This window comes from Pseudomonas poae RE*1-1-14, assembly GCF_000336465.1.
GTDB lineage: Bacteria > Pseudomonadota > Gammaproteobacteria > Pseudomonadales > Pseudomonadaceae > Aquipseudomonas > Aquipseudomonas poae.
In genome coordinates this window covers 1,932,524-1,944,538 of sequence record NC_020209.1, presented here as the reverse complement: position 1 = coordinate 1,944,538, position 12,015 = coordinate 1,932,524, and the positions used below count along the sequence as shown (strand labels likewise).

Annotated in this window: 11 protein-coding genes; all 11 read left to right on the top strand. The window is 62.2% G+C overall.

Going from position 1 to position 12,015, the window contains the following annotated elements; all coding sequences use genetic code 11:
* Positions 1–114 precede the first annotated feature (114 nt).
* Entirely contained in the window at positions 115–1,146 is a 1,032-nt protein-coding gene (gene arnC, locus H045_RS08660) for an undecaprenyl-phosphate 4-deoxy-4-formamido-L-arabinose transferase (RefSeq protein WP_041931469.1), read from the top strand.
* Positions 1,143–3,146: a bifunctional UDP-4-amino-4-deoxy-L-arabinose formyltransferase/UDP-glucuronic acid oxidase ArnA gene (gene arnA / locus H045_RS08655; protein ID WP_015372079.1), complete on the top strand. Its 2,004-nt coding sequence runs from the start codon at positions 1,143–1,145 to the stop codon at positions 3,144–3,146. Before arnC ends, arnA begins: the two co-directional genes overlap by 4 nt.
* Positions 3,146–4,030, top strand: a complete 885-nt coding sequence (gene arnD / locus H045_RS08650; protein WP_015372078.1) for a 4-deoxy-4-formamido-L-arabinose-phosphoundecaprenol deformylase — start codon at positions 3,146–3,148, stop codon at positions 4,028–4,030. Before arnA ends, arnD begins: the two co-directional genes overlap by 1 nt.
* A complete protein-coding gene (arnT, locus tag H045_RS08645) occupies positions 4,027–5,682 on the top strand; it encodes a lipid IV(A) 4-amino-4-deoxy-L-arabinosyltransferase (RefSeq protein ID WP_003230685.1) in 1,656 nt (551 codons plus the stop codon). The genes arnD and arnT overlap by 4 nt, the downstream gene beginning before the upstream one ends.
* Complete coding sequence (arnE, locus tag H045_RS08640; RefSeq protein WP_015372077.1) at positions 5,679–6,026, top strand: 4-amino-4-deoxy-L-arabinose-phosphoundecaprenol flippase subunit ArnE; 348 nt, start codon at positions 5,679–5,681, stop codon at positions 6,024–6,026. The genes arnT and arnE overlap by 4 nt, the downstream gene beginning before the upstream one ends.
* Positions 6,023–6,424, top strand: coding sequence for a 4-amino-4-deoxy-L-arabinose-phosphoundecaprenol flippase subunit ArnF (gene arnF, locus H045_RS08635; RefSeq protein WP_003230687.1), 402 nt, complete (start codon positions 6,023–6,025; stop codon positions 6,422–6,424). Before arnE ends, arnF begins: the two co-directional genes overlap by 4 nt.
* Positions 6,421–7,800, top strand: coding sequence for a UDP-glucose dehydrogenase family protein (locus tag H045_RS08630; RefSeq protein ID WP_003230688.1), 1,380 nt, complete (start codon positions 6,421–6,423; stop codon positions 7,798–7,800). Before arnF ends, H045_RS08630 begins: the two co-directional genes overlap by 4 nt.
* A gap of 3 nt (positions 7,801–7,803) precedes the next feature.
* Complete coding sequence (locus H045_RS08625) at positions 7,804–9,426, top strand: ArnT family glycosyltransferase (protein WP_015372076.1); 1,623 nt, start codon at positions 7,804–7,806, stop codon at positions 9,424–9,426.
* A 302-nt stretch (positions 9,427–9,728) separates the two neighbouring features.
* Positions 9,729–9,896 carry a hypothetical protein gene (locus tag H045_RS25250; protein WP_003230691.1) on the top strand — a complete coding sequence of 56 codons (168 nt, stop codon included), beginning with the start codon at positions 9,729–9,731 and terminating at the stop codon, positions 9,894–9,896.
* A gap of 171 nt (positions 9,897–10,067) precedes the next feature.
* Entirely contained in the window at positions 10,068–10,778 is a 711-nt protein-coding gene (locus H045_RS08620) for an HPP family protein (protein WP_003230693.1), read from the top strand.
* 130 nt (positions 10,779–10,908) lie between these two features.
* Positions 10,909–12,012 (top strand): enoyl-CoA hydratase/isomerase family protein, encoded by a 1,104-nt coding sequence (locus H045_RS08615; protein ID WP_015372075.1) that lies wholly within the window; start codon positions 10,909–10,911, stop codon positions 12,010–12,012.
* Positions 12,013–12,015: the final 3 nt, after the last annotated feature.

The following is a 12,015-nucleotide window of genomic DNA, read 5'->3' as shown; positions in this document are numbered from 1 at the left end:
TGTTGATAATGTTCCAGCTTTGGCACCGCGCATCTATCCGCGGCCTGCATGTTCGCCCCCTGATCGCTGCTGTTTTCACGCTTCAAGTTGCGCTAACCCCGAGGTCATGAATCTTTGAAACCCTACCCTATTCATTGCGTGTCGATCGTTATACCGGTCTACAACGAACAAGAGAGCCTGCCTGAACTGCTGCGTCGCACCAATGCCGCCTGCAAGCAACTGGCCTACGAATACGAAATCATCCTGGTGGATGACGGTAGCCGCGACAATTCGGCCCAGATGCTCGAAGACGCCGCGAACGAAGACGGCAGCAACATCGTGGCGGTGATCCTCAACCGCAATTACGGCCAGCATGCCGCGATCATGGCCGGTTTCGAGCAATGCCGGGGTGAGGTGGTGATCACCCTGGACGCCGACCTGCAGAATCCCCCGGAAGAAATCCCGCGCCTGGTAGAGCAAGCCGCCCTTGGCTACGATGTGGTCGCCACCGTGCGCAACAATCGCCAGGACTCGGCCTTCCGCCGTTGGCCGTCGCGCCTGATCAACCTTGCCGTGCAGCGCTCCACCGGCGTGGCCATGAGCGACTACGGCTGCATGCTGCGCGCTTACCGCCGCACCATCGTCGATGCCATGCTCGCCTGCCGCGAGCGCAGCACCTTCATTCCAATCCTGGCCAACGGCTTTGCCCGCCATACCACGGAAATCCTGGTGCACCACGCCGAGCGTGAACACGGCGAATCCAAATACAGCGCCATGCGCCTGATCAGCCTGATGTTCGATCTGCTTACCTGCATGACCACCACGCCACTGCGCCTGCTCTCCATTGTCGGCTTCAGCCTGGCAGCGCTGGGCGTGCTGTTCGCCCTCGCGCTGGTCATCCTGCGCCTGGCCTTCGGTGCGCAGTGGGCCGGCGACGGCATGTTCGTGCTGTTCGCGGTGCTGTTCGTGTTCACCGGCGGCCAGTTCATCGGCATGGGGCTTCTGGGTGAATACCTGGGCCGCATGTACAGCGATGTGCGCGCCCGCCCCCGTTTCTTTATCGAAAAAGTGCTGCGCAACCAACCGGCAGCATCTGCACCCGTGGTCGTCGTCGACGGCCTGGTGTCATCCCATACCTCCACTTCTTCCGATCAGGGTCAGTCATGAGTTCAAAAGCTGTTGTATTCGCGTACCACGATATTGGTTGTGCAGGCATTGAAGCCCTGCTCAGTGCGGGTTACGAAATTGCTGCCGTGTTCACCCATGCCGATGATCCCAAGGAAAACAATTTCTATGGCTCCGTTGCGCAACTGTGCGCGCGCAACGGCATCCCGGTGCATGCTCCGGAAGACGCCAACCACCCGCTGTGGATCGAGCGTATCGCCAAGCTGAACCCGGATTACATCTTCTCCTTCTACTACCGCAACCTGCTCAGCGAAGCCCTGCTGGCGACCGCCAAAAACGGCGCGTTCAACCTGCACGGCTCGCTGCTGCCCAAATACCGTGGCCGCGCCCCGGCCAATTGGGTGCTGGTCAACGGTGAGACCGAAACCGGCGTGACCCTGCACCGCATGGTCAAGCGTGCCGATGCCGGCGCCATCCTCGCCCAGCAGAAAGTCACGATCGATCGCAGCGACACCGGCCTGACCCTCCACGCCAAACTGCGTGACGCGGCCACCAGCCTGCTGCGCGACGCACTGCCGCAACTGGCCCAGGGCAAGCTGACCGAAACCGCCCAGGACGAAAGCCAGGCCACCTGCTTTGGTCGCCGTACCGCCGCCGATGGCAAGCTGGACTGGAAAAAACCGGCTGAACAGCTGTTCAACCTGGTACGCGCCGTGACCCAACCCTACCCGGGCGCCTTCTGCGCCGTGGGCGAGCACAAACTGATCGTGTGGCAGGCCGAGGTCATCCAGGGCAATGAAGGCCTGGCGCCGGGCCGGGTGATCAGCGTCAACCCGCTGCGTATCGCCTGTGGTCAAGACTCCCTGGTGATCAAGTTCGGCCAGCGCAACGCCACCGGCCTGTACCTGGCCGGCCCTTCCCTGGCCGATGAATTGGGTCTGGTGGACGGCTCCGTACTGCGCGGTGCCGAATCCGGCAGCAAGCCACGCCGCACCCGCGTGCTGATCCTGGGGGTCAACGGTTTTATCGGTAATCACCTGTCCGAGCGCCTGCTGCGCGATGACCGCTACGAAGTCTACGGCCTGGACATCGGCTCCGACGCCATCGAGCGCCTGCGCAGCCACCCCAATTTCCATTACGTGGAAGGCGATATCAGCATCCATACCGAGTGGATCGAATACCACATCAAGAAATGCGACGTGGTGCTGCCGCTGGTGGCCATCGCCACGCCTATCGAATACACCCGCAACCCGCTGCGCGTGTTCGAGCTCGACTTCGAGGAAAACCTCAAGCTGGTGCGTTACTGCGTCAAGTACAACAAGCGCGTGATCTTCCCATCGACCTCCGAAGTCTATGGCATGTGCCAGGACCAGTACTTTGACGAAGACACCTCCAACCTGGTGGTCGGCCCGGTCAACAAACAGCGCTGGATCTACTCCGTCTCCAAGCAATTGCTCGACCGCGTGATCTGGGCCTACGGCGACAAAGGCCTGAAGTTCACCCTGTTCCGTCCGTTCAACTGGATGGGCCCGCGTCTGGACCGCCTGGACTCGGCGCGTATCGGCAGCTCACGTGCGATCACCCAACTGATCCTGAACCTGGTGGAAGGCACGCCGATCCGTCTGTTCGACGGTGGCGAGCAGAAACGTTGCTTCACTGACATTGCCGACGGCATCGAAGCCCTGGCGCGCATCATCGATAACGACAACGGTGTGTGCAACGGCCAGATCATCAACATCGGCAACCCGGAAAACGAAGCCAGCATCCGCCAGTTGGGCGAAGAGCTGCTGCGTCAGTTCGAAGCCCACCCGTTGCGTGGCAACTTCCCGCCATTCGCCGGCTTCCGTGACGTCGAGAGCAAGGCGTTCTACGGCAACGGTTACCAGGACGTGGCGCACCGCAAGCCAAGCATCGACAACGCCAAGCGCCTGCTGAACTGGACGCCGACCGTGGAGATGAGCGAAACCATCGGTAACACGCTGGACTTCTTCCTGCGTGAAGCCATGCTCGAAATCGCCCAGTCCAACGAAGCTGCCAAATAATGAAGGCAGGCTTGCGCATCGACGTCGACACCTACCGTGGCACCCGTGAAGGTGTGCCGCGGCTGCTCGAATCCCTGGACGAAGCCGGGGTTAAAGCGACGTTCTTCTTCAGCGTCGGGCCGGACAACATGGGGCGCCACCTGTGGCGCCTGATCCGTCCGCAGTTCCTGTGGAAGATGCTGCGCTCCAACGCTGCCGGCCTGTATGGCTGGGATATTTTGCTGGCCGGCACCGCCTGGCCGGGCAAGCCGATAGGCCGTGACCTGGGGCACCTGATGCGCCAGGCCAAGGCCGCCGGTCATGAGGTTGGACTGCATGCCTGGGACCACCATGGCTGGCAAGCCAACACCGGGCGCTGGAGCGAAGCACAGCTGATCGAACAGATCCGTCGCGGCGTCGACACCCTGAGCGACATCCTCGGTGAACGCATCGACTGTTCAGCGGCCGCCGGTTGGCGCGCCGATGAGCGCGTGGTGCAAGCCAAGCAAGGTTTCAATTTTCGCTACAACAGCGATTGCCGGGGTACCAGCCTGTTTCGGCCGACATTGGCCGACGGCAGTGCGGGTACGCCACAAATTCCGGTAGACCTGCCGACCTTCGACGAAGTCGTCGGGCCGGTGGTGGCTGCCAAAGACTTCAACGGCTTCATTCTTGACCGCTTCGAAGCGGCGAAGCTCAACGTCTATACGATCCACGCAGAAGTAGAAGGGATTCTGATGGCCAATGATTTTCGCCAGTTGCTCGCCCAGGCTAGGCAGCGCGGCATCGAGTTCGCGCCACTGGGTGACCTGTTGCCCGCCGACGTCAATACCCTCCCCCGACAACACCTGGTGCGTGGCGCCTTGAGCGGCCGCGAAGGCTGGCTCGGAGTGCAGCAGGCATGATGCGGCGTTGGGCCCTGCCCCTGCTGCTGTTGGCGTTCGGCGCGTTTTACCTGCTGCCGTTGGCCACCCATGGCCTGTGGATTCCAGATGAATCGCGCTATGCGCAGATCAGCCAGGAGATGCTGCTGACCGGCAAGTGGGCCGCGCCGCACTTCATGGGTATCCGCTATTTCGAGAAACCCGCCGCCGGCTACTGGATGATCGCGTTCGGCCAGGCGATCTTCGGGCAGAACCTCTTCGGCGTGCGGTTTGCCTCGGCCCTGAGCACCGGCCTGAGCATCCTGCTGGTATACGCCGTATCGCGCCGTTTGTGGGGCGACCGCCAGAAAAGCCTGATCAGCACCGTGCTGTACATGAGTTTCGTCAGCGTGGCGGCGCTGGGCGGCTACGCCAACCTCGACCCGCAGTTCACCTTCTGGGTCAACCTCACCGGCGTTGCGTTGTGGTTTTGCCTGGACAGCACCACTCGGCGTGGCCGCCTGTGGGCATGGGCGCTGCTCGGGTTCGCCTGCGGCATGGGCTTTTTGACCAAAGGCTTCCTGGCGTGGCTGTTGCCGGTATTGATTGCCGTGCCGTACATGGTTCTGCAAAAGCGCGTGGGTGAACTGTTGGGGTATGGGCTGATCGCGGTGGCGGTTGCCACGGCTGTCAGCCTGCCCTGGGCGCTGGCCGTCCACCTGCAGGAGCCGGACTACTGGCACTTCTTCTTCTGGCACGAGCACATCCAGCGCTTTGCCGGCGAAGATGCCCAGCACGCCGAGCCGTTCTGGTATTACCTGCCGCTGCTGGCCGCCTTTTCGTTGCCGTGGCTGGGCCTGCTGCCTGCCACCTTCAAGCAGGCCTGGCTGGACAAGCATTCGCCGAAAATTGCCTATCTGTTGCTGTGGCTGCTGATGCCTCTGGCATTCTTCAGCCTGGCCAAAGGCAAGCTGCCGTCCTACATCATGCCGTGCCTGCTGCCCCTGGCCGTGCTGATGGGCCATGCGCTGGCCGACAAACTGGCCCAAGGCCGCACGCGTGCCTTGCGCATCAACGGTTGGCTGAACCTGATCCTCGGTGTCGTGGCGCTGCTGGCGCTGACCTGGGTGCAACTGAAAAAACCGGTGTACGAACCCGGCCAGGAAACCTTCAGCCTGGTGCTGGTCTGTGTCTTGCTGTTCGGCTGGGTTATCGCCAACCTGCTGCAAGCCATGCGCCCGCTGACGCTGTGGGCGGCACCGCTGATCGGCAGCGGCCTGCTGGTGGCCCTGGCCCCGGCCGCGCTGCCCCATTCGGTGGTTTACAACAAGACCCCCGATCAGTTCATCCTTGATCACTTGCAAGAACTGCAGCCGGCCACCGCCCTGCTGAGTAACGACCTGGGCGCGGCATCGGCCCTGGCCTGGCGCCTGAAACGCCCTGACGTGATCCTCTACAACTCCATCGGCGAAGTGAAATACGGCCTGGCCTACCCGGATGCCAGCCATCACATGGTGGACACCCACCAGGTTCAGCAATGGATGAGTGATGCGCGCAAGCGCGGTCCGGTCGGCGTGGTGATGCGGGTCAAGGGGGATGACGAGATTGCCGAAGTCAATCTGTTGCCCCAGGACGGCAAGCGGTATGAGCAGGGCAACATCGTGATCCTGATCTTCGCCCAGGTGGCGCCGTGATCACCCTGCTGCTGTTGCTCGCTGCCTGCCTGCTTACCTGCATGGGTCAGGTCTCGCAGAAGTTTGCCGTGGAAAGCTGGCGACACCTGCCCGAAGGCTGGGCGCTGAAATTGCGCTCGCCGTGGCTGTGGTCAGCGCTGCTGTGCCTGGGTTTCGGCCTGCTGGTGTGGCTGCTGGTTTTGCAGCGCCTGGAGGTCGGGATTGCCTATCCGATGCTCAGCCTCAACTTTGTGCTGGTCACGTTGATGGCGCGGTTCGTGTTCCATGAGCCCATCGACGGCCGCCATTGGCTGGGCGTGGCGCTGGTGATTGCCGGCGTTGTGTTGCTGGGGCGCCAGGTATGAGCCGCGCACGGGGTTTTGCCCTCGCCCTGGGCAGCGTCGGCCTGGTCAGCGCCGCACAACTGGGCATGCGCTGGAGCATGACGCGCCTGCCCCTGCCCCATGAATGGCTGAGTGTGCCGATTGATCCGAGTGCGCTGGGCGTGGTGATCATCGCGATCCTCGCCTACGCGCTGTCGATGCTCTGCTGGCTGGGGGCGCTCAAGCACCTGCCGTTGGGCCGTGCCTATTCACTGCTGAGCATCAGCTACGCGCTGGTCTACCTGTTGGCCGCCAGCCTGCCCGTGTTCAACGAATATTTTTCACTTTCAAAAACCTTGGGGGTGGCGTTTGTCATCCTCGGTGTGTTGGTTATCAACTCCCGCCGTCCTAGCGCAGCAAGTCCCAGGAACGCCTCATGAAAATCAGTGTATTTGGTAGTGGTTACGTCGGTCTGGTACAGGCCACCGTATTAGCCGAAGTCGGTCACGATGTCATCTGCATGGACGTGGATCAGAACAAGGTCAAGCTGTTGCAGCAGGGCCATGTGAGCATTTTCGAGCCAGGCCTTGCGGCCATGGTCAAGGAAAACCTGGAGAGCGGTCGCCTGCACTTCACTTTTGACGAGAAGCTGGCGGTCGAACACGGCGAAGTGCTGTTTATCGCCGTGGGCACGCCGTCGGATGAAGACGGCTCGGCCGACCTCAAGTACGTGCTGTCGGTGGGTGACGCCGTGGCCCGCCATCGTGTGGCCCCGGTAATCCTGGTGGAGAAATCCACCGTACCTGTCGGCACCGGCGATACCCTGCGCGCGCACATCGAAAAAGCCCTGCGCGTGGCCGGCCGTCATCTGGAGTTCGATATCGTCTCCAACCCCGAATTTCTCAAGGAAGGCTCGGCCGTTGCCGACTGCCGTCGCCCTGACCGCATCATCATCGGCTGCGAGCGCGAAGAAGTGCGCGACGTGATGCGCGACCTGTATGCGCCGTTCAACCGCAACCATGACCGCATCATCTTCATGGACCTGCGCAGCGCCGAGCTGACCAAGTACGCCGCCAACTGCATGCTGGCCACCAAGATCAGCTTCATCAATCAGATCGCCGAGCTGGCCGAACACCTGGGCGCCGACATCGAAGCCGTGCGCCTGGGCATCGGTGCCGACTCGCGCATCGGCTACCACTTCATCTACCCGGGCTGCGGCTACGGCGGCTCGTGCTTCCCCAAAGACATGCGCGCCCTGATCCACAGCGCCAGGCAGGCCAACTGCTCCAGCGACCTGCTGGAGGCGGTGGAAGCGATCAACCAGCGCCAGAAGAGCAAGCTGTTCGAGCGCATCAACGCGTTCTTCAAGGGCAATCTGCGCGGCAAGACCTTCGCCCTTTGGGGCCTGGCCTTCAAGCCCAACACCGACGACATGCGCGACGCCCCCAGCCGCGTGCTGATGGAGGCCTTGTGGGCTGCCGGCGCCAACGTACGCGCCTTCGACCCCGAAGCCATGCAGGAAACCCAGCGCCTCTACGCCGATGAAGAGCGCCTGATGCTGATGGGCACGCCGGAGTCGACGCTGGTGGGCGCCGATGCGCTGATCGTCTGCACCGAATGGCAGCAGTTCAAGGCACCGGACTTCGACCTGATTCACCAGCGCCTGAAAACCCCGGTGATCTTCGATGGCCGCAACCTGTATGACGGCGAACGTCTGGCGCGCAAGGGCTTCCAGTATTTCCCGATGGGCCGTGGCGACTCCTGCACGCTGCCGATCCCCCAGCAGCAGTGGTTACCCCAGGTTGTGGAAGCCTGATACGTGAACAAAGCGCAACCCTCTCCGCTCACCGCAACGCTGCGCCACCAATCCCTGGGTCTGGGGTTGCTGGCGCTGTTGCTGTTTGTCGTCGGCAACTGGCATCAGGCAATCATCGGCTTTGACTCGCGTTTCGTGGTGTTTGCCCAGGAGATGCTGCGCCATGGGCCGAGTTTTTTCCCCACGACCTATGGCCAGCCGTACGCCGACTACCTGGCGACTTCCACCCTGCTGACGTGGGTGTTGTCATTGCCGTTTGGTCAGGTCACCAGCTTCACGGCCTGGTTGCCCACCTCCATCGCATCTGCGCTGATCGTCACCCTGGTGTACCGCCTGACGGCGCCCTACTCCACGCGCTGGGGCCTGCTGAGCGTGGCGATGCTGTTGCTCAGCAGCACCTTCATTACCGAGACCCGCGCGGTATCCCTCGACCAGATGCTCGCCGCCGTGGCATTGGCGGTGTTCTACCTGGGTTATGCCCATGATCATTTCGGCGCGGCCAGGCGCGTGCACTGGCTGTTCCTGCTGCTGATCATCGGCTTTGCCATCCGCGGGCCCATCGGGCTGGTGATTCCTACTGGCATCCTGTGCAGCTATTACCTGCTCAATCGCCAATGGCGCCCGTTGTTCAGCTTCGGGCTGCTGGCCCTGGCGCTGCTGGCGGCGTGTATCGGCCTGTTGTTGCTGCTGGCCAAGCTCAGTGGCGGTGAAGTGTTCATGCAGGACGTGATCCGCATGCAGTTCATGGGGCGCATGGACGGCAGTGAAGGCTCGAGCGGCGTGCTGTATTACTTCACCAGTTCTCTGGGCAACTATGCCCTTGCCTACCCGCTGGCCTTGCTGGTGCTGCTGGCAGTGCTTGCCGGCGGGCGGCGCACGCCGGACCCGGCGTTGCAACTGGTGCTGTACTGCGCCGCCGCCGGTGTGCTGGTGATGCTGGGGTTGTCGGTGCCACAGGCAAAAAAGGCGCGCTACATTCTGCCGATGCTGCCGATGGCGGCGATTATTGCGGCTTACCCGTTCCAGGTCAGCCAGGGACGCTTGTTCGCCGGGTTGCGCGCTTTGATGCTGGGCATCTGGACGCTGTCGCCGGCACTGCTGGCGATCGGGCTGATGGCGGCGCGGCGACGCTATCCCCAGCAGTTGGAGAGCCTGGGGCTGATGTTCACGGTCCTGGGTGTGCTTCAACTGCTGGCAGTGCTTTCGTGGCTGAAGCCGCGGTGGCGCCCGCTGGGGCCGGCGTTGGCGGCTGTGCTTGCGATCTGGTCGACTTACATCGTGGTGGTCGAGCCCCTTGAACGCGCGGTCTACGACACACGCGCCTTCAGCCTTGCGGTCAAGGCGCGGATCCAGCAAGAGCCAGCCCCGCTGGTGCTGCACGGCCTGGGTAAGGACGCGAAAGCGATCAAGTTCATGGTTGGCTATGGCTGCGACAAGGTGCCCCTGTTTACCCAGACGTCCAGGGACCTGGCACCGCTGCAAGGGCCAGCCTGGCTGGTGATGAGTGCCCAGGACTTCGACCACCTGGAAGACCCTCGCCTGCAGGGTCTCACTCCGACCCTCACCGGAACGTTCGATAAAGACCCTTACGTGCTGCTGCGTCTGGAGAAGGTTTCACCGCCTTGAGCGCAGGTTGACCCGCTTCGTAGGACGTGACGCCCGTTCTTTCCGGAGTGGCGTTTTTCGTCACAGGCACCCGGAAATGACCTACATATCTATACGTAAAGGCCGATTAACTCTGCCTTTCGGCGCCTCTACCCCGCCGGTAAACTCGCATACCAGTGCGTTAACTATCTACCACCCGACGCACACTGCATAACAACAAGGACGCTGTCGGCCAGCGACATCAGGGCCGCCTACTGCATAAAGAGGGCAATGCCGTGTCGGATGATTCTTTGCTAATTCCCGGGCCGAGGCTGGATGGGTTGATGGAACTTCGCGATGCCGTGGTGGCGCTGAACGGGCCGCTGGCCGACGATCCAGTGGTGCAGGAAAACCTGCAGCGTCAGCTGTTCAACGAGGAACGCCGAACCCGCGTGCTCGGGCGGATCAGCGCAGTGTCAGCACAGAAAACCCGGCTAATTCCTTTTGGCTGATTGCGTTGAATCCAGTTTTATTGCATTCAACCTGCATTAATATGCATTGGACCCATTGATTCAACGGCGGCACACTGCGCAGGTTCCTTCCCCCAATTGTTGGAACTTGCAGGGCTTTTCCGGGAAACCTGACAAGCCCTTTTTTTCGCCCGCTGTTCATGGATTCGCACAATGCTCGCTCGCTGGTTACCCGCTGCCATCAACACCCGTCCTGCAGAATGGAGCCGTGCCGCCATCGGCATGGCTCTGGGCACCCTGTTCAGTGTGTGGCTGTGCGCCCAAGTGTTTGGCATGGATGTCGCTCTGCACCTGCTGGGCCCACTGGGCGCGTCGGCGGTGCTGCTGTTTGCGGTGTCATCCGGCGCACTGGCGCAGCCGTGGTCGATCATCGGCAGTTACCTGTGCGCGACGGTCGTTGCGCTGCTGGTGGCCCGGGTATTGGGGCGCACCCTGGGCAGTGCGTGCCTGGCGGCAGGCATGACGGTGATTCTGATCTGCTGGCTGCGCTGCCTGCACCCACCGTCCGGGGGGCTGGCCATGACCCTGGTGCTGGCAGACCCCGCGTCCGCCGCCCTTGGCTGGCATGAACTGTTTGCCGTGATGCTCGGCGCCGGCGCCTTGTTGGCGTGTGCCCTGGCCTACAACAACGCCACGCGCACCCGCTATCCCAAGGCTGCCGGTATGCCGCCCGAGGGGGTCATGGGTAATCCACCGCCGATGACTGACCCGGCCATCACTGCCGCCGATCTGAAGCTCGCCCTGGCTGAAATGGAACAGTTCTACGACATTGAGCCGAACGAGCTTGAGCAACTGGTCCATGCGGCCGAGGGCCATGCGCGCCGGCGCAGTATCGGCGAAGTCCTGGCTCGTCGCGTGGCGTAAGCACGACTGCATAAATGCAAGAAGCACCTGCATGATTGAAGGTTGTACTGGGCAAATTTGCACTGGTAGGATCGCGAGAAGGTTCGCTTGCGAACATCTTGATAAAGACAATAAAAGCAGGGAGTTAGAGATGACTGCTCAGGTTTCCGCCGAGGCAAGCCCCATCGACACACGCAACAAGGATGTTCTGACCGAAGTCCGCAACCATATCGGCCACCTTACTCTCAATCGCCCGGCCGGCTTGAACGCCCTTACCCTGGACATGGTGCGCAGCCTCAGCCACCAATTGCAGGCCTGGGCGGACGACCCGCAGGTGTATGCCGTCGTGCTGCGCGGCGCCGGTGAAAAAGCCTTCTGCGCCGGCGGTGATATCCGCTCCCTTTACGACAGCTTCAAGGCCGGCGATAGCTTGCACGAGGACTTTTTCGTCGAGGAATACGCGCTGGACCTGGCGATCCATCATTACCGCAAACCCGTATTGGCCCTGATGGATGGCTTTGTGTTGGGCGGCGGCATGGGTCTGGTGCAAGGCGCTGACCTGCGGGTGGTCACCGAGCGCAGCCGACTGGCCATGCCGGAAGTCGCCATCGGTTACTTCCCGGATGTGGGCGGCAGTTACTTCCTGCCGCGCATTCCGGGAGAGCTGGGGATTTACCTGGGCGTGACCGGCGTGCAGATCCGCGCAGCTGACGCACTTTACTGTGGCCTGGCCGACTGGTATCTGGAAAGCGATCGGCTGAGCGACCTCGACCACAAGCTGGACAGCCTGCGCTGGCGCGGCTCGCCGCTCAAGGACCTGCAGGGCGCGCTGGCCAAACTGGCCTTACAGCAACTGCCGGACGCGCCGCTTGCCGGCTTGCGCCGGGCCATCGACCATTTCTTTGCGCTGCCGGATGTGCCGAGCATGGTCGAGCAACTGCAGCAGGTCACCGTTGCCGACAGCCATGGATGGGCAATCACCACCGCCAACCTGATGCAGACCCGCTCACCGCTTGCCATGGCGGTGACCCTGGAAATGCTGCGTCGCGGCCGTCGCCTGCCGTTGGAGCAGTGTTTCGCGCTAGAGCTGCACCTGGACCGACAGTGGTTCGAGCACGGTGACCTTATCGAAGGCGTGCGCGCGCTGATCATCGACAAGGACAAGGCGCCACGCTGGAACCCGCCGTCCCTCGATGAACTGGAAGCCGCCCATGTCGAACGCTTCTTCCACGACTTCAAGCAGGTTGGGAGATAAGCC

What these genes read in the sequence shown, in the direction of transcription:
- H045_RS08620 (WP_003230693.1), top strand. Translation starts at nt 10,068, where the DNA reads ATGCTCGCTCGCTGGTTACCCGCTGCCATCAACACCCGTCCTGCAGAA.
- H045_RS25250 (WP_003230691.1), top strand. Translation starts at nt 9,729, where the DNA reads ATGGAACTTCGCGATGCCGTGGTGGCGCTGAACGGGCCGCTGGCCGAC.
- H045_RS08630 (WP_003230688.1), top strand. Translation starts at nt 6,421, where the DNA reads ATGAAAATCAGTGTATTTGGTAGTGGTTACGTCGGTCTGGTACAGGCC.
- arnA (WP_015372079.1), top strand. Translation starts at nt 1,143, where the DNA reads ATGAGTTCAAAAGCTGTTGTATTCGCGTACCACGATATTGGTTGTGCA.
- H045_RS08615 (WP_015372075.1), top strand. Translation starts at nt 10,909, where the DNA reads ATGACTGCTCAGGTTTCCGCCGAGGCAAGCCCCATCGACACACGCAAC.
- arnD (WP_015372078.1), top strand. Translation starts at nt 3,146, where the DNA reads ATGAAGGCAGGCTTGCGCATCGACGTCGACACCTACCGTGGCACCCGT.
- arnT (WP_003230685.1), top strand. Translation starts at nt 4,027, where the DNA reads ATGATGCGGCGTTGGGCCCTGCCCCTGCTGCTGTTGGCGTTCGGCGCG.
- arnF (WP_003230687.1), top strand. Translation starts at nt 6,023, where the DNA reads ATGAGCCGCGCACGGGGTTTTGCCCTCGCCCTGGGCAGCGTCGGCCTG.